The sequence below is a fragment of the Embleya sp. AB8 genome (genome assembly GCF_049739465.1).
In the GTDB taxonomy this organism is placed as follows: Bacteria; Actinomycetota; Actinomycetes; order Streptomycetales; family Streptomycetaceae; genus Embleya.
This window is the reverse complement of the sequence record NZ_JBMHHY010000010.1, coordinates 81,546-101,186: the sequence shown is the minus strand read 5'-3', so window position 1 is coordinate 101,186 and position 19,641 is coordinate 81,546. Positions and strand designations below refer to the sequence as shown.

Here is a 19,641-nt window from a genome sequence, read left to right as displayed (position 1 = left end):
CGGCGCAGGTAGTCGCGCAGCGTGCTGTCGTCCGCCATGTGTGTTGACCTCCGTGGTCCTTCGCGCAGCCGAGCGGGCTCAGAGTTCGTTGTCGATGAAGGCGAGGAGTTCGTCGTCGGTGGCCGACCGGATCCGCTCCGAGGCGTCCGCGTCGTCGGGCGGGTCGGCCAGCAGCACGCGCAGGCGGGCCGTAAGCCCCGCTCGGGTGTCGGGGTCGGCGCGCAGGTCGGCGACGATCCGGGTGAACTCGGCGAACGCGTCGACCGGTTCGCCCACCGGGTCCCACGCGTCGGTGATGTGCTCGGCCAGGCCGCCGGGTGTGGGGTGATCGAAGACGGCCGTGGCGGGCAGCCGCACCCCGGTCAGCGCGACGAGCCGGTTGCGCAGGTCCACCGCCATCAGCGAGTCGAGCCCGGCTTCGGTCAGTACCCGGTCCGCGGGCACCGGGTCGGTGGAGGCGTGGCCGAGCACCGCGGCGACCTCCGCGCGCACGGTGGCCAGCACCGCGGTGAACCGCTGCTGTCGCGATCGCCCGGCCAACCGCTCCCGCAGACCCGCCGCGCGCGCCGGAGCCTGGGGCCGGACCGGAACGAGGTCGCGCCACAACGCGGGCAGGTCACCGGCCCGTGCGCGTTCGCGCAACCGGGCCGCGTCCAGGCGCACCGGCAGCACCACGGGGTGCTCCCCATGCAGTGCCGCGTCGAGCGACCGCAGGGCCGAGCCGCGATCCAGCGGGATCATCCCCGAGCGTGCGATCCGCCGCCGGTCGGCGTCGCCCAGGCGCGCGGCCATCCCCTCGTCCAGGTCCCAGAGTCCCCAGGCCAGGGAAGTCGCGGGCAAACCCCGGGCGCGGCGGAATTCGGCCAGGCCGTCGAGGAATGCGTTCGCCGCCGCGTAATTCGCCTGACCGGGGCCGCCCAGCACCCCGGCGGCCGAGGAGAACACCGCGAACACCGACAGGTCGAGGTCCGCGGTCAGCTCGTGCAGGTGCCACGCGCCGTCCACCTTGGGCCGCAACACCTCGGCCAGGTGTTCGGCCGTCAGGCCCTCGACCAGGCGGTCCCGCAGCACGCCGGCGGCGTGTACGACACCGCGCAGGGCGGGGAGGCCCTCGACCACCTCGCGCAGCGCCTCCCCATCCGACACGTCGCACCGGACCACGCGCACCGACGCGCCCCGCGCGAGCAGTTCGTCGACCGGCGGGGAGGTCCGGCCGAGCAGCACCAGGTGGCGCACGCCCCACACCTCGACGGCGTGCCGCGCCACCAGGGCGCCGATCGCGCCGGAGCCACCGGTGATCAGCAAGGTGCCGGCCGGGTCCCAGGTCGGCCGGTCCGCGCCTGCGGTCGGCGCCACCCGCGGTACCCACACGCGGCCCGCACGCACCGCGGCGACGGGTTCGCCACCGTCGGGGATGCTCCCGTCGTCGCTGTCGACCAGCACCACGCGGTCGGGGTATTCGGCCTGCACCGACCGCACCAGGCCGTGCACCGCCGCCGCGGCGAGGTCCGCGACGTCGTCCCCGTCGGCCACCCGGATCGCTCCCCTGGTCCGCACCACCAGGCGGGACGCCGGCGCGGGGGAGGCGAGCCACGCCTGGATCGTGCGGAGCACGCGGCGGGCCAGTTGATGCGTTGCCGCGACCACGTCCGGACCGAGGTCGGATCCGTCGTCGCAGGCGACGACCACGGTCGGCGCCTGCGGGAAGTCGACCGCGCCGGGCACCACGACGTCCGGTCGTCCGGCGGTGACCACTCGGTCCGCCGGTCGCCAGCGGACCCGGTGCAGTGGGTCGTGCGCCCGTGCGCGGAAGGTCAGCGACTCCACGGCGAACCGCGGCGCGCCGGTCTCGTCGTAACCCGCGAGCGCGACCTCGGTCGGCGTCCGGCGGGTGATCCGGACCCGCACGGTCGTCGTGCCCCGGCCGGCCGTCCACACGCCGCGCCACGCGAAGGGCAACCCGGCGGCCGCGATACCCGGACACCCGGTGACGCCGTGCAGCACCGCGTCCAGCAGCGCGGGGTGCAGGACGAACCCGGTGCCGTCCACCTGCTCGGGCAGTTCGGCCTCCACCAGGACGGACTCGCCGTCCAGCCGGCCGGCGCGCAGGCCGCGGAACGCGTCGCCGTAGCGGAACCCGGCCGCGGTCAGCATGTCCTCGACCCGTGCCAGGTCGAGGTCGGGCGGTCCGGACGGCCAGGGGGGCGAGTCGGCGGGGAAACGGTCCGGGTCGCCGGGACCGGACAACACCCCGGTGGCGTGCCGGGTCCAGTCGGGCGCGGTCGCCGGCCGGGCGTGCACCGCCACCGGTCGCCGGCCGGACTCGTCCGGCGCGCCGACGCGAACCCGCAGTGCCACGCCGTCCGCCGGGACGGGCAGCGGTTCGGACAGGGTCAACTCCTCGACCTCGCCGGCGCCGAGCCGTTGCGCCACGCACGCCGCCAGCTCCACGAACCCGGTGCCGGGGAACACCACGACGCCGTGCACGGCGTGCTCGGCCAGCCACGGCTGGTCGGCCGGGGAGAGCCGACCGGTGAACACCCAGCCGTCCTCGTCCGGCAGGTGCACCGCCGCGGTCAGCAGCGGGTGCCCCGTCGGCTCCAGACCGGCCGTCACCACGTCGGAGCCCGCGGTGGGGTGCAGCCAGAAATGCCTGCGCCGGAACGGGTACGTCGGCAGGCCGACGGGCCGCGGCGTGTGCGGGCGGAAGTACGCGTCCCAGTCGACGTCGTGCCCGTGCGCATGCAACCGGGCCAGCGCAGTGACGAGCGTGCGCGGTTCGGGCCGGTCCGCGCGCAATACGGGCACGCACGGCATGTCGCGGTCACCCAGGCAATCCCGCACCAACGGGCTCAGCGCGGCGTCGGGTCCCAGTTCGAGGTAGCCGGTCACCCCCCGCGCGGCAACCCACCCCACCGCGTCGGCGAACCGCACCGGCTGTCGAGCGTGCCGGATCCAGTGCTCCGGTGACGACAACTCCTCGTATCCGACCGGCCCTCCGGTCACCGTGGAGACGACGTCCGACTCGGGCCGTTGCCAGGACACCTGCGCCACCAGTTCGGCGAGCCGGTCGAGCACCGGTTCCACGTGCGAGGAGTGGAACGCGTGGCCGACCTGTAGCGGTCGGACGCGGCGACCTCGGCCGCGCCACACCTCGGCGACCCGGGAAACCGCGTCGGCACCACCGGAGAGCACCACCCACCCCGGGCTGTTGACGGCCGCCACCTCGACCCCGTCGACCAGGGTCGCGGCGACCTCGGCCGCGCTCGCCCGCACCGAGACCATGGTCCCGCCTGCGGGCAACTCGCCCATCAGCGCGCCTCGGGCGGCCACCAGACGCGCGGCGTCGCGCAACGACAGTGCCCCGGCCGCGCAGGCCGCGGCGAACTCGCCGACCGAGTGGCCGATCCACCACCGCGGCCGGACACCCCACCCGGACAGGACCCGGCTCAGCGACATCTGGAGGGCGAACAGGGCGGGCTGAGCCCACGAGGTGGTGGTGACCGTGCCGGCGGATCCGGCCCACAGCGCGTGCTCCAGTCCCGGCCCGGTGAACTCCTCGACCACCGGCCGCACCACGTCCCATTCGCGCGCGAACTCCGGGCACTCCCGGTATAGTTCGCGCCCCGCGCCGATCCGTAGACCGCCCTGACCGGACAGCACGGCCACCAGGGCACCCGGGCGCGCGGTTGCGGTGACCAGGTCCGCCGGCCGTTCGCCGGCCGCCAACGCGGCCACACCGTCCAGCAGTTCACCGGCCGACGTGCCCAACAGCACCGCCCGATGCGGCAGCGCGGCCCGGGTGCACGCCAACGACCAGCCGACGTCCACCGGAGCCGCGGCGACGTCCGCCAACCGCCCCGCCACCACGGCCAGATCGGCGGCGGACCGGGCCGACACGACCCACGGCACGACCAGTCCGGACGGTTCGTCCCGGATCGGCGCGGGCTCCTCGGTCGGCGGCTCCTCCAGGACGAGGTGGGCGTTGGTGCCACTGATCCCGAACGACGACACCGCCGCCCGCCGCGCCCGCCCGCCCGCCGGCCAGGCCACATTCGCGGTCAGCAGCGCCGCCGAGCCCGAGGACCAGTCCACCTCGGGCGTGGGTTCCTCGCTGTGCAGCGACTTCGGCAGCACGCCGTGCCGCATCGCCATGACCATCTTCAGCACGCCGGCCACCCCCGCAGCGGCCTGCGTGTGCCCGATGTTCGACTTCACCGACCCCAACCACACCGGAGCGGCGGCGCGTTGCCCGTACGTGGCCAGCAACGCCTGCGCCTCGATGGGATCGCCCAACCGAGTCCCCGTGCCGTGCGCCTCGACCACGTCCACCTGGTCCGGAGCGATCCCGGCGCGGGCCAGCGCGCGGCGGATCACCCGTTGTTGCGAGGGGCCGTTCGGGGCGGTCAACCCCGTCGACGCGCCGTCCTGGTTCACCGCCGAACCGCGCACCACCGCCAACACCCGATGACCGTTGCGGCGGGCGTCGGACCACCGCTCCAACACCACCACACCCACACCCTCGCCCCAACCGACGCCGTCCGCGCCGGCCGCGAACGGCTTGCACCGGCCGTCGGCGGCCAAGCCACCCTGCCGGGCGAACTCGGTGAACGTCGACGGCGTCGCCATCACCGTCACCCCGCCGGCCAGCGCCAACTCGCACTCGCCCGCCCGCAACGCCTGGCCCGCCAGGTGCATCGCCACCAGCGACGACGAACACGCGGTGTCCACCGTGACGGCGGGCCCCGCCAGACCCAGTACGTACGCCACCCGGCCCGACACGACGCTGCCCGCGCTGCCGCTGCCGACGTACCCCTCGAACCCGTCGGGGATCCGCCCCGACAACCGGCTCCCGTAGTCCTGGTACATCACCCCCGCGAACACCCCGACCTCGCGGCCGCGCAGGGAGGAGGGGTCGATCCCGGCCTGTTCGACCGCCTCCCACGAGGTTTCCAGCATCAACCGCTGCTGCGGGTCCATCGCCGAAGCCTCACGCGGACTCACCCCGAAGAACTCCGCGTCGAACTCCCCCGCCCGGTCGAGGAACCCGCCGGCGGTCAACGGAAACGTGGTCAGGTCCCAGCCGCGATCACGCGGTGGCGCCGTCCGGCCCTCCCGGCCGGATACCACCAGGTCCCACAGGTCCTGCGCGGACGCCACCGCGCCGGGGAACCGGCACGCCATGCCCACGATGACCACGGGATCGCCGTCGACGGCCACGACCGGTTCGACCGGGTCCGGCTCGTCGGTGCTCAGGTGACGGGCCAGCGCGGCGGGTGTCGGGTGGTCGAAGACCAGCGTGGCGGGCAGGACCGTGCCGGTCGCGTCGGCCAGCCGGTTCCGCAGTTCGACCGCGGTGAGCGAGTCGAAACCCAGGTCCAGGAAGCCGCGCGAGGGGTCCACGGCGTCGCGGGAGTGGTGGCCGAGCACGTCCGCCGCCGAGCGCCGGACGAGGTCGAGCAGCACGTCCTGGCGCCGGTCCACCGTGGGGCGTCGCGGACGCGGGGCACCGAGACCTCGCGACAACTGCGCGGGATCGCCCGGCACATCGGATCCGAGGCGGGCCGCGACCGGGACCGGCAGCCGGGAGCGGACGGCGGCCTCGAACGCCGCCATGCCCTGCGCAGCGGAGAAGGGGCGCAACCCGAGCCGGGCACCGCGATGCCGGTCCGCCCGCCCGCCTTCGGCCGTCATGCCCACGCCGTCCCACGGACCCCACACCAACGACTGGCCCGCGAGTCCGGCCGCTCGCCGAACCTGTGCCAACGCGTCCAGCGCGGCGTTCGCGGCGGCGTAGTTGGCCTGGCCCGGGCTGCCCACGAGTCCGGCGACGGAGGAGAACAGCACGAACACCGACAGGTCCAGGCCCGCGGTCAGCTCGTGCAGGTGCCACGCGCCGTCCACCTTGGGGCGCAACACCTCGTCCAGGTGCTCGTCGGTGAGGCTGCCGACCACGCCGTCCCGCAGCACACCTGCGGCGTGCAACACACCGCGCAGCGGCCGTTCGGCCGGGATCGCCTCGACCAGGTCGCGCAGCGCGGTACGGTCCGCCACGTCCACGGCGGCGGTCCGCACCGACCCGCACCGCGCCGCCAGTGCCCGAACCCACTCGCCGTCGACACCGCGCCGACCGAGCAGCACCAGGTGCCGCACTCCCCAGGCGTCGACCACGTGCTCGGCGACCAGCCGGCCGAGTGCCCCGGCGGCCCCGGTGACGAGCAGCGTGCCCGCCGGATCCCAGTCCACCTCGCCGACGACCTCGGCCCGCACGAGGCGCGGCGCCAGCACCACACCGTCCCGCACTGCGGCCTCGGGCACGTCCGACGCCGGGACGACCGGCCCGTCCACCAGGCAGAGCCGTCCGGGAGCTTCGAGGCGGGCGGCGCGAACCAGTCCCCACACGGCCGCCTGCGCGGGATCCGGCACCTCGCCGTCCCGCACGGCCACCGCGCCGTTGGTACGCAGCACGAGCCGGGAGTACGCGAACCGCGGCTCGGCCAACCAGGTTCGCACCGTCGACAACGCCCACCGGCACACGGTTCGCACGGTGTCGGCCGACGCGGGGCCCGTGGGCACGGAGACGACCACGACTTCGGGGACCGGTGCGGCCGGGTCGGCGAGGAGGTCGGCCAAGTCCGGCGGGCGTGCTGCGGGGGCGGCGCCCGCCGGGAGTTGTTCCCACCGCACGCGGTGCACGTCGGTACGGACCGGGAGTGGCCCGTCGGGAACCGGCCGCAACACCAGCGCACCGACCGTGGCCACCGGGCGGCCCGCGCCGTCGGCCACGGCGATCGATACGGCGTCGGGCCCGGCGGGAGCCAATCGCACGTGCAACTCCGTGGCCCCGGTGGCCTGCCAGGTGACGTCGCGCCAGGCGAACGGCATCCTCCCGGGCTCGCCACCGGCACCGAACCGGCCCAGGGCCAGCGGGTGCAGCGCGGCGTCGAGGAGCGCCGGGTGCACCGTGAACGCCGCGGCGCCCGGGCAGGCCGATGCGGGCAGGGCCACCTCGGCAAACAACTCGGCACCGTGCCGCCACACCGAGGTCGTGCCGCGGAACGTGTCGCCGTAGTCGAACCCGGCGGCGGCGAGTCGGTCGTAGAGGTCGTCCACGGGCACCGGTTCCGCGTCGCGCGGCGGCCGACACGGATCGGCCGCGGCGGGCCCGTGGTCGAGGGTCAGGACACCACTCGCGTGCCGGGTCCAGGCGATCGTGTCCCGGGGGCGGGCGTGCACGCCCACGGCCCGCCGGCCGTTCTCGTCCGGGTCGCCGACCACCACCTGAACCTCGACGCGGCCCTCGTGGGGCAGCACGAGCGGTGCGTCGACGGTCAACTCCGCGACGGTGGTCGCGCGGACCTCCTGCCCGGCCCGGAGCGCGAGTTCCAGGAAACCGGTACCGGGGAACAACACCGAGCCGCGGACCACGTGGTCGGCGAGCCACGGGTGGGTTCGGGTGGACAGTTCCCCGGTGTACACGACCGTGCCCGGCTCGGCCAGGATCACCGCCGTATCGAGCAGCGGGTGACCCGTGGACACCGAACCCGCTCCCGACCGGGCGGCGGGCTGCGGCCAGTACCGCCGGCGCCGGAAGGGGTGGGTGGGCAGGTCGACGAGCCGCGGCCGGTGCGGCCGGAAGCGGGCGTCCCAATCGACCGGGTGTCCGTGGGTGTGCAGGGTCGCCAGGGCCGTGGTCAGCGCGTCGGGTTCGGCGTGGCGGTCCCGCAACACCGGGACGCACGGGGGCCCGTCCCGCCCCACGCAGTCCCGCACCATCGGGGTCAGGACCGCGTTCGCGCCGAGTTCGACGAAGGTGGTCGCGCCCCGACCGGCCACCCACTCGACCGCGTCCGCGAAGCGCACCGCGTCGCGGGCGTGCCGTGTCCAGTACGCCGGGGACGACACCTGCGCGAGGGTCAGCGGACGGCCCGTGACGGTCGAGACGACGGTGCCCTCCGGTTCCCGCCACCGCACGGCGGCGACCGCGGCGGCGAATTCCGCGAGCATCGGCTCCACCCGGCGGGAGTGGAACGCGTGGTCCACCGGCAGCGGGCGCACCCGCCTGCCGCGTCCGCGCCACACCTCGGCGGCCCGCGCCACGGCGTCCGCGTCCCCGGACAGCACCACCCAGCGGGGGCTGTTGACCGCCGCAGGCTCCACCCCGTCGAAGCCGATCACCTCGGTCTCGGTCGCCTGGACCGCGATCATCGCCCCTCCTGCGGGCAACGCCCGCATCAAGGCCCCGCGCACCGCGGTCAGCCGAGCGGCATCCGCCAGTGACACCGCTCCGGCGAGGCACACGGCGGCGAACTCGCCGACGGAGTGCCCCACCCACCAACGGGGTCGGACGCCCCACTCGGCCAACAGCCTGCCCAACGCGACCTGGAGCGCGAACAACCCCGGCTGGCCCCACCCCGTCTCCACCACGGCGTTCGGGTCGCCGGACCACAGCGCCCGCTCCAGACCGGGGCCGGTGACCTCCTCGACGGCCGACCGCGCCGCCGCCCAGTGCCGGGCGAACTCGGGCATCTCACGGCACAGTTCCCGGCCGGCACCGACCCGAAGCCCACCCTGCCCGGACAGGACGCCGACGAGCGCGCCGCCACGCGCCGTTCCGGTCGGTACGGTCGAGGTGGATTCGTCCCGCGCCAACCGGGACAACCCCTGCACAAGGTCGCCGCGATCACGACCCAACACCACCGCCCGGTGCACGTGCCCGGCCCTGGAATTCGCCAGGGACCAGGCCACATCCACGGGTCGGACGTCGGACGGCAACGCGGTCACGGCACCGGCCAAACGCTGCGCGAGCACCCGCAGGCCCTCGGCGGAGCGACCGGATACCGCCAGGGGAACCAGACCGGACCATCGATCATCCACGATGGGCTCTCGGCGGCTCTCCTCTTCTTCCAGCACGAGGTGTGCGTTGGTGCCGCTGATCCCGAACGACGACACCGCGGCCCGGCGCGGTCGGTCGCCGGCCGGCCAGGCCACGTTCTCCGCCAACAGGGACACCGCACCCGTCGACCAGTCCACCTCGGGCGACGGCTGTTCGCCGTGCAGCGACCTCGGGAACACGCCGTGCCGCAGCGCCATGACCATCTTGATCACACCGGCGATCCCGGCGGCGGCCTGGGTGTGCCCGATGTTCGACTTCACCGACCCCAGCCACAACGGCGCACCATCTCGCTGCCCGTACGTGGCCAACAACGCCTGCGCCTCGATCGGATCACCCAACCGGGTCCCCGTACCATGCGCCTCGACTACGTCGACGTCCGCGGTGGACAGTCCGGCGTCCTTCAGCGCGGCCCGGATCACCCGCTGCTGCGCGGGGCCGTTCGGCGCCGTCAGACCATTCGACGCCCCGTCCTGGTTCACCGCCGAACCACGCACCACCGCCAACACCCGATGGCCATTGCGGCGCGCGTCGGACAACCGCTCCAACACCACCACACCGACGCCCTCGCCCCACGCCGTCCCGTCCGCCGCCGCCGAGAACGGCTTGCACCGACCGTCCGGAGACAGCGCGCGCTGCCGGCTGAACTCCACGAAGGTGTCCGGCGTCGCCATCACGGTCGCCCCGCCGGCCAGGGCCAGGTCGCACTCTCCCGCGCGCAACGACCGGCCCGCCAGGTGCATCGCCACCAGCGACGACGAGCAGGCGGTGTCCAGCGTGACCGCGGGGCCCTCCAGTCCGAGGACGTAGGACACCCGACCCGACACGACGCTGCCCGCCGTACCGACGCCGAGGTAACCGGCGGCATCGGCGGTGGAGTTCAGCAACAGGCGCAGGTAGTCCTGGCCGTTGCTGCCGGTGAACACCCCGGTTCGGCTGCCGCGCACCGACGTCGGGTCGATCCCGGCCCGCTCCAACGCCTCCCACGACACCTCCAGCAACAACCGCTGCTGCGGATCCATCGCCAACGCCTCACGCGGACTCACCCCGAAAAACTCCGCGTCGAACTCCGCGGCACGGTCCAGGAATCCGCCCGCCCGCGCATACGTACACCCCAACCGATCCGGATCCGGATCGAACAGGGCCGCCAGATCCCACCCCCGGTCACCGGGGAACTCCCCCACCCCGTCACCACCCGACACCACCAGATCCCACAAACCCTCCGGCGACTCCACCCCACCCGGAAAACGACACGCCATACCCACCACAGCCACCGGGTCGTGGTCGGCCGACCGGACCTCGGCGAGCCGTTGCCGGGTGCGGCGTAGGTCGGTGGTGACCAAACGCAGGTAGTTCCGTAGTTCCTCGATCTCGGCCATACGCGGCGCGAGCCCCTCTCAGCGTGAGCGCACCGTCACCGGTCGGACGGTTTGCCGAATTCCTGGCGGATGAAGGCGAAGATCTCTTCGTCGCTGGCGGCGGACAGGTCCTGCGCCACCTCGTCGTCCGACGACTTCCACCGGACCAGCAAACCTTCGAGGCGCAGCACGATCTCGGCTCGTTCGCCCGCGTCCCGGGGCACCAGGTCGCCGACGCCCCGAACCAGGCGCTCGACCTCGTCCAGGGCGGACGCCCGGGGCGCCGGTTCCGCCGGGGCGAAGTGCGTGCCCAGTTCGGCGGCGAGCGCGGCGAGGGTGGGGTGGTCGAACGCGACGGTAACGGGCAGGGACAGCCCGGTCGCGGAGTTGAGCCGGTTGCGGAACTCGACTGCCACCAGCGAGTCGAATCCGAGCTCCTTGAACGCCCGGTGCGGGTCGACGACTTCCACCGACGGGTGGCCGAGCACGGATGCGGCATGTTGCCGTACCACCTCGAGCAGCGTGTCCTGCCGTTCCGCTTCGGACAGTGCCGCGAGCCGTTCGCCGAGGTCCGGCCGCGGCCGGTCCGGGGCGGCCCCGTTCCCGGGCGCGCCGACGAGGCCGCGCAGCAGCGCCGGGAGCACGCCGCCGTCGGCCTGCCGGGCCAGCGCCGCGATGTTCCAGCGGGTCGGGACCAGGGCGGGGCGCCCGGTGGCCACGGCGGCGTCGAACAGCGCGAACCCCTCGTCGGTGCGCAGCGGGAGGACACCGGATCGGCTCATCCGGGCGCGGTCGGCGGCGCCGAGGTGCGCGGTGAGCCCGCTGTCGAGTTGCCAGAGCCCCCACGCCAGCGAGGTCGCGGGCAGCCCCCGTGCCGCGCGGAACTGGGCCAGCGCGTCCAGAAACGCGTTGGCCGCCGCGTAGTTCGCCTGACCCTGCCCGCCGAGCACGCCGGCGGCCGAGGAGAACAGCACGAACGCCGACAGGTCCAGGCCCGCGGTCAACTCGTGCAGGTGCCACGCGCCGTCCACCTTGGGGCGCAACACCTGCGCGACCTGGTCCTCGGTGAGCGACCCGAGGACGCCATCGCGCAGCACACCCGCCGCGTGCACCACGCCCCGCAGGGTGGGGATTGCCTCGACGACCGCACGCAGCGCCTCCCGGTCGGCCACGTCGCACCGGACCATCCGCACCGACACGCCCCGCGCGGTGAGTTCCTCGGCCACCGCGTTGGGACCACCGCGACGTCCGAGCAACACCACGTGACGTACACCCCAGGTGTCCACGAGGTGCCGCGCGAGCAGACCTCCCAGCACGCCGAGGCCACCGGTGACCAGGAGGGTGCCTGCAGGGTCCCACCGTCGGGGCGAGGTCAGTACGACCTTGCCCACGTGCCGGGCGCGGCTGAGGTGCCGAAACGCGGTGCTCGCCTGCCGCACGTCCCAGCACCGTACGGGCAGTGGCCGCAGCGCACCACGCTCGAACAGTTCCAGGATGTCGAGGAGCATCCGCCGTACCAGGTCGGGGTCCACCTCGCCGAGGTCGAACGGGTGGTAGGCGGCGCCTCGGTGCGCCGCGGCCACCTGCTCCGGGTCCCTGATGTCCGTCTTGCCGATTTCCACCACACGACCGCCCGGCGCCAGCAGGCGCAGCGAGGCGTCGGTGAATTCGCCGGTCAACGAGTTCAGGACGACGTCGATGCCGCCGGCCGCGCGGAACCGTTGTTCGAACTCGGTGGTACGCGAGGACGCGAGGTGTCGGTCGTCGAGCCCGAGCGCGCGCAGGCTGGGCCATTTGTCGGGACTGGCGGTCGCATACACCCGCGCGCCCCAGTGTCGGGCGAGTTGCACGGCGGCCATGCCGACGCCGCCGGCCGCCGCGTGTACGAGCACCGACTCGCCCCGCCGGAGCCCGGCAACGTTGCGCAGCCCGTGGTAGGCGGTCAGGAATACCACGGGCACGCTCGCCGCGTGGACGAACGACCAACTGTCGGGCATCGGGGCGAGCAGCCGGTGGTCGGTGACGGTGGTCGGGCCGAATGCGCGCCGGAACAGCCCCAGCACTCGGTCGCCGGGCGCGACGTGGGTGACGCCGGGGCCGACCTCGACCACGACACCCGCGCCTTCGAGGCCGAGCGGGAGGTTCGGCCCCGGGTAGAGGCCGAGGGTGTTGAGGACGTCTCGGAAGTTCAGGCCGGTGGCCCGGACTTCGACGAGCACCTGCCCGGGTTCGAGGGCCTCGGATTCGCACGTGTCCCGCCAGACGAGGCTGTCGAGGTCGCCCCTGCGCTCGACGTCGAGGTACTGGCCCGCGGTGGGCACGGGTTGCGGGGGCGTGTCGACCAGCGCCGGGACGAGCACCTGCCCGCGCCGGACGGCGAACTGGGACTCTCCGGTGGTGAGCGCGGCGGCCAGCACCGCGGTCGACGCCGGGTCGTCGTCCAGGTCGACCAGCGTGAGGCGGCCGGGGTTCTCCGCTTGCGCCGAACGCGTCAGACCCCATACGGCGGCCGCCGCGAGGTCGGTGACCTCGTCACCTTCGGCCGCGTCGACGGCGCCGCGGGTCCGGAGCACCAGCCTGGTTCCGGCGGGCCGGTCACCGAGCCAGGTCTTCAGCACCGCCAACACCCGGCGGACCTCGGTGTGCACGTCCTGCGCCACGGACGTCGAGCCGGCCAGGCCGCAGCGCAGGACCGCGACGTCGGCGGCCGAGCCCTCCTCGTACTCGGCCCAGGCGACCTCGTGCCGCGGCGTCTCGACGGGCGTCCACCGCACCCGGTGGAGGCCGTCGCGTGGTGCGCCGAGCAGCGCGCGGTCGGCGGTGCGGAACACCAGGGAGGCCACGGACAGGACCACGGCACCGGTGGCGTCGACGCCGGTCAGCGACACCTCGTCCGGCCCGAGCCGGTGGATCCGCACCCGGATTTCCGGACTGCGAGCCGGTGCCAGCGACACGCCTCGCCAGCCGAACGGCAACCGCACCTCGTCGGTGTCGGCCGCCACGACCTGGAGCGCGGCATCGAGCAGCGCGGGGTGCACGCCGAACGCGCCGGCGTCGTGCGGCGACGTCGCTTCGACGACGGTGTCCGCGCCGGTCCGGAGCAGACCGCGTACCGTGCGGAAGGCCGTGCCGTAGCCGTAGCCCTTGGCGGCCAAGTCCTCGTACCAGCGGTCGACATCGATCGCCGGCACCGGTGCCGGCACCGCCGGGAGGTCGGTGTGGTCGGCCGGCCGGCCGAGGGTGGCGGTGGCGTGCCGCGTCCAGTGCGGTCCGGCGTGCTCCGGCCGGGAGTGCACCGTCACGGTCCGGGAGCCGTCCTGCTCGGCCCCGACCCGCACCCGTACGGCGACCGCCCCGTCCACCGGGATCACCAGCGGCGTGTGCAGGGCGAGTTCGGTGATCATGGGCAGCTCGACCCGCGCACCGACGAACGACACGAGTTCGACGAACCCGGTGCCCGGGAACAGCGTGACCCCGTGCACCGCATGATCGGGCAGCCATGGCTGGTCGCGCGCGGACAACCGACCGCTGAACACCCACCCGTCCTCGTCCGGCACACCGATCACCGCTCCCAGCACCGGGTGTTCCACCGGCTCCAGCCCCACCGACGCCACGTCCGCCGTCGCAGGTGCGTCGAGCCAGAAGTGCCGGCGGGAGAACGGGTACGTCGGCAGGTCCACCACGCGTGGGGCGTGCGGGCGGAACACCGCCGCCCAGTCCACCGTGTGCCCCCGCACATACAACTCGGACAGCGAGGTCAACAACCGGAGAAGGCCGTCCTTGCCCCGCCGCAACGAGCCCAGGACCAGCGCGTCGCGCCCGTCGAGCACCTCCTGCATCGCCGGCACGAGCACCGGGTGCGGACCGACCTCGACGAAGGTCCGGTGTCCGGCGGCGGACGCCGCCTGCACGGCATCGGCGAACAACACCGGCTCCCGCAGATTCCGAAACCAGTAGTCGGCATCCAACCCACCACCACGAACCGACCCACCGAACAGACCCGAGTAGCACACGACATCACTCTCGACCGGCGTGATCCCCGCGAGCTCGGCGAGCAACTCCTCCCGGACCGCGTCCACATGATCGGTGTGCGACGCGTAGTCCACCGGGACACGCTTGACCCGCACCCCCGACCGCTCCCAGTGCTCGACCGCCTCCCCCAGCGCCTGCGCCGCACCGGAAACCACCACCGAGGCGGGCCCGTTCACCGCGGCCACCGACAACCGGCCGCCCCACCGCGCCAACTCGGCGCGCACCACCTCCACCGGCGCCGACACCGCCACCATCCCACCGCGCCCCGCCAACCCGGCCAACAACCGCGAGCGCACCGCCACCACCCGCGCCCCGTCCCCCAACGACAGGACACCCGCAACACACGCAGCGGCGATCTCACCCTGGGAATGACCGATCACCGCGACCGGCTCCACACCCCACGACCGCCACACCTCCGCCAACGAGACCATCACCGCCCACAACACCGGCTGCACCACATCCACCCGCGACAGCGCACCCTCGTCGTCCACCACCTCGGACAACGACCACGACACCCAGGCCGACAACGCCTCCCGGCATTCGTCCCAGCGCCTCGCGAACACCTCCGACGACGCGAGCAAGGTCTGGGCCATCCCCGCCCACTGCCCGCCCTGACCCGGGAACACCAACACCACACCGCCCGCGGCGGACCCGTCCAGGACGCCGGACACCACCGGCGGCCCGTCGGTCGGATCCGGCGGCTCGGCCAGCGAGGACAACCCGGCCAGCAACTCGGCGCGGTCGGCGCCCAGCACGACCGCCCGGTGTTCCAATCCCGCGCGCCCTCGGGCCAGCGACCACCCGAGGTCGGCGGGCGACACGTCCGGGTGCGCGGACACGTGCGCCGCCATCCGCTCGGCCACCGCCCGCAGACCCGCCGCGGAACGCCCCGACACCACCCACGGCAACACGCCCGGCGAGCGGTCCGCGCGGTCGGGAATCGGTCCGTCGTCGGGCTGTTCGAGGATCAGGTGCGCGTTGGTGCCGCTCATGCCGAACGACGACACCGCGGCCCGGCGCGGCCGACCGGTCGACGGCCAGTCGACGTTCCCGACCGGCAGTGCCACCGAGCCCGCCGTCCAGTCCACCTCGGCCGACGGCTGCTCGCAGTGCAGCGACTGCGGCACCACCCCCTGCCGCATCGCCATGACCATCTTCACCACGCCGGCCACCCCCGCGGCGGCCTGGGTGTGCCCGATGTTCGCCTTGACCGACCCCAACCACAGCGGCGCACCGTCCCGCTGCCCGTACGTGGCCAACAGGGCCTGCGCCTCGATCGGATCACCCAACCGGGTCCCCGTACCGTGCGCCTCCACCACATCGACGTCCGCAGCGGACAACCCGGCATCCGCCAACGCCGCCCGAATCACCCGCTGTTGCGACGGACCGTTCGGCGCGGTCAGCCCGTTCGACGCGCCGTCCTGATTCACCGCCGAACCCCGCACCACCGCCAACACCCGACGACCATGGCGACGCGCGTCGGACAACCGCTCCAACGCCACCACACCCACACCTTCACCCCACGCCGTCCCGTCCGCCGCCGCCGAGAACGGCTTGCACCGACCGTCCGGGGCAAGACCGCGCTGGCGGCTGAACTCGACGAAGGACAGGGGTGTCGGCATGACGGTCGCGCCGCCGGCGAGGGCGAGGTCGGTTTCCCCGTCGCGCAACGACCGCACGGCCAGGTGCATTGCCACCAGCGACGACGAACAGGCCGTGTCCACGGTGATCGCCGGCCCCTCCAGACCGAGGGTGTAGGCGACCCGGCCGGAGGCGACGCTGGCCGCGCCACCGGTCAGGACGTAGCCGGCGACGTGGTCCGGGATCGTTCCGCAGCGCGTGGCGTAGTCGTGGTAGACGATGCCGGTGAACACGCCGGTTCGGCTGCCGCGCACCGACGTCGGGTCGATCCCCGCCCGCTCCAACGCCTCCCACGACACCTCCAACAACAACCTCTGCTGCGGATCCATCGCCAACGCCTCACGCGGACTCACCCCGAAGAACTCCGCGTCGAACTCCGCGGCAGCGGCCAGAAATCCCCCGGCCCGGACGTAGGTGCTACCCGGCCGGCCGGGTTCCGGGTCGAACAACGCGTCGACGTCCCAACCGCGGTCGCGCGGGAAGGGTACGATCCCGTCGCCGCCGGACACCGCGAGGTCCCACAGGCCCTCCGGCGACTCGATCCCGCCCGGGAAGCGGCACCCCAACCCGACCACGACGATCGGGTCTTCGTCGTGCCGGGCGTTGCCCTCGTATTCCGGCTCCGCGGCGATGAGCCGGCCGTGCAGGTGCTCGACGAGGTCCTGTGGTGTGGGATGGTCGAAGATCAGGGTGGCGGGCAGGGTGCACCCCAACGCCCGGCTCAGCTGCCGGCTGAAGCGCACGCCGGTCAACGAGTCGAACCCGAGGTCCCGGAACGTGCCGCGCCCGTCGACGGAGTCGCCGGGGCGGTGCCCGAGGACGGCCGCAGCGTGGTCGCACACCAGTGCCAGCAACACCGGCTTCGGTGGCACCTCACGGGTCGGCACCGGCTCGTCACGGGCGTCGGTGGCCGGCGACGCGGGAGCGCGACGGGGCTCGTCGGCGTGCCGCGGCCAGTAGCGTCGCCGCCGGAACGGGTAGGTGGGCAGCTCGACGGCCTGCGGACCGAACGGGCGGAAGTACACGTCCCAGTCGACGTGGTGGCCGTTCACGTGCAGTTCGGCCAGCGCGGCCGTCAGGCTCTCGTGGTCGGGCCGGTCGGCGCGTAGCACCGGCACGCAGGGCACGTCGGCCTGCCGGTCCGGTGGCAGGCACTGCTGGGCCAACGGGCTGAGCGTCGCGTCCGGGCCGAGTTCGAGGAATCCCTCCGCGCCCTGGTCGGCGACCCACCTGATCGCGTCGGCGAACCGTACGGTGTGCCGGGCGTGCCGGACCCAGTGGTCAGGGGACGAGAGTTCGGCGAAGGTCAGCGGCCGACCGGTCACCGTGGAGACGACGAGCGTGTCCGGCGGTCGCCACGACACCGCGCCCGCCGCGGCGGCGAGTTCCGCCAGCATCGGGTCCATCCGGAACGAGTGGAACGCGTGGTCGACGTCGAGCGCCCGCACCTTGCGTCCCCGGCCGCGCCACGCCTCGGCGACCGCGGTGACGGGTTCGCAGTCACCGGAAAGCACCACCCAGTCCGGCGCGTTCACCGCCGCCAACTCGACCCGCTCGCTCAGGTCGTCAGCGACCTCGGCGGCGCCGGCCCGCACCGCCACCATGACGCCGCCGGCGGGCAGCGATGCCATCATTCGGCCGCGGGCGGCCACCAACCGGGCCGCGTCCGACAGCGACATCGCGCCGGCGAGGTGCACGGCGGCGAACTCGCCGACCGAGTGCCCCACCCACCAGCGCGGGCGCACCCCCCACCGCGCCAGCACCCGGCCGAGGCTCACCTGGAGTGCGAACAGCGCGGGCTGCGCCCAGCGGTCCCGCACCGTTCCGTGGCCGGACCACAGCGCGTCCGCCAGGCCCGGGCCGGTGAATTCCTCGACCACGGCCCGCACTTCGTCCCACTCGCGGGCGAAGTCGGCGTTCTCGCGCCACGCGGACGATCCCGCGCCGATCCGGAGCCCGCCCTGGCCGGACAACACCCCGACCAGTCCTCCGGTGTGCGCGGTGCCGCGCACCACGTTCGCGGCGGGTTCCCCGGCGGCCAGCCGGGACAATCCGGCGATCACGTCGTCCCGGTCCCGGCCCAGCACCACCGCGCGCTCCCGCAGCCCGGCGCGGGTGCCCAGCAGCGACCACGCGACGTCGACCGGCCGGATCCCGTCCCCGGCCGAGGCCGCGAAGGCCGCCAACCGCCCTGCGGCGGCCCGCAGTCCCTCCTCGCCGTGCCCGGAAACCACCCACGGCACCACCGCCGGCCCATTTCGGGGAGGATCGACCTCGGGCCGATGCTCCGACTGCGGCGGCTCTTCGAGGACGAGGTGTGCGTTGGTGCCGCTGATCCCGAACGACGACACCGCGGCCCGGCGCGGTCGATCACCCGCCGGCCAGGCCACATTCTCGGTCAGTAGGGACACCGCTCCGGTCGACCAGTCCACCTCGGCCGACGGCTGTTCACAGTGCGGCGACCTCGGCACCACCCCGTGCCGCAGCGCCATGACCATCTTGATCACGCCGGCCACGCCGGCGGCGGCCTGGGTGTGCCCGATGTTCGCCTTGACCGACCCCAACCACAGCGGCGCACCGTCCCGTTGCCCGTAGGTGGCCAACAGGGCCTGCGCCTCGATCGGATCACCCAACCGAGTCCCCGTACCGTGCGCCTCCACCACGTCCACATCCGCAGCGGACAACCCGGCATCCGCCAACGCCGCCCGAATCACCCGCTGTTGCGCCGGACCATTCGGCGCCGTCAACCCGTTCGACGCCCCATCCTGATTCACCGCCGAACCACGCACCACCGCCAACACCCGACGACCATGGCGACGCGCATCCGACAACCGCTCCAACACCACCACACCCACACCCTCGGCAAAACCGGCGCCATCGGCGTGAGCGGAGAACGGCTTGCTCCTGCCGTCGGGGGCGAGACCGCGCTGCCGGGAGAACTCGACGAACGTCGACGGCGTCGCCATCACCGTCACCCCGCCGGCCAGTACCAGATCGCACTCGCCACTCCGCAACGACCGACCCGCCAGGTGCATCGCCACCAACGACGACGAACACGCCGTATCCACGGTCACCGCCGGCCCCTCCAGACCGAGCGTGTACGACACCCGACCGGACACGACGCTGCCCGCACTGCCGGTCAGGACGAACCCTTCGAGGGATTCCGGCTCGTCCCGGAGGAGGGATTCGTAGTACTGGGAGAAGGCGCCGACGAACACCCCGGTTCGGCTGCCGCGCACCGACGTCGGGTCGATCCCCACCCGCTCCAACGCCTCCCACGACACCTCCAGCAACAACCGCTGCTGCGGATCCATCGCCAACGCCTCACGCGGACTCACCCCGAAAAACTCCGCGTCGAACTCCGCGGCACGGTCCAGAAAGCCCCCCGCCCGCGCATACGTACACCCCAACCGATCCGGATCCGGATCGAACAGGGCCGCCAGATCCCACCCCCGGTCACCGGGGAACTCCCCCACCCCGTCACCACCGGACACCACCAGATCCCACAAACCCTCCGGCGACTCCACCCCACCCGGAAAACGACACGCCATACCCACCACCGCCACCGGGTCGTCCGCGCCGCCGTCCAACTCGTCAAGCCGCCGACGAGCGCGTTGCAGGTCGGCCGTCACCCAACGCAGATATCCGCGCAGCTTCTCGTTGTCCGACATCGCGTGCGTGCCTCCTTGTACCGTCGCGCCGCAGGAAGTGCCGCCC

Annotated in this window: 1 protein-coding gene and 1 pseudogene; both read right to left on the bottom strand. The window is 73.7% G+C overall.

Features of this window, described 5'->3' with window-relative positions; all coding sequences use genetic code 11:
- Positions 1-78 precede the first annotated feature (78 nt).
- Positions 79-10,236, bottom strand: coding sequence for an SDR family NAD(P)-dependent oxidoreductase (locus ABIA38_RS16095; protein WP_424639492.1), 10,158 nt, complete (start codon positions 10,234-10,236; stop codon positions 79-81).
- A 71-nt stretch (positions 10,237-10,307) separates the two neighbouring features.
- A pseudogene (locus ABIA38_RS16090) lies at positions 10,308-19,577 on the bottom strand (SDR family NAD(P)-dependent oxidoreductase); the annotation flags it as partial.
- Positions 19,578-19,641 lie beyond the last annotated feature (64 nt).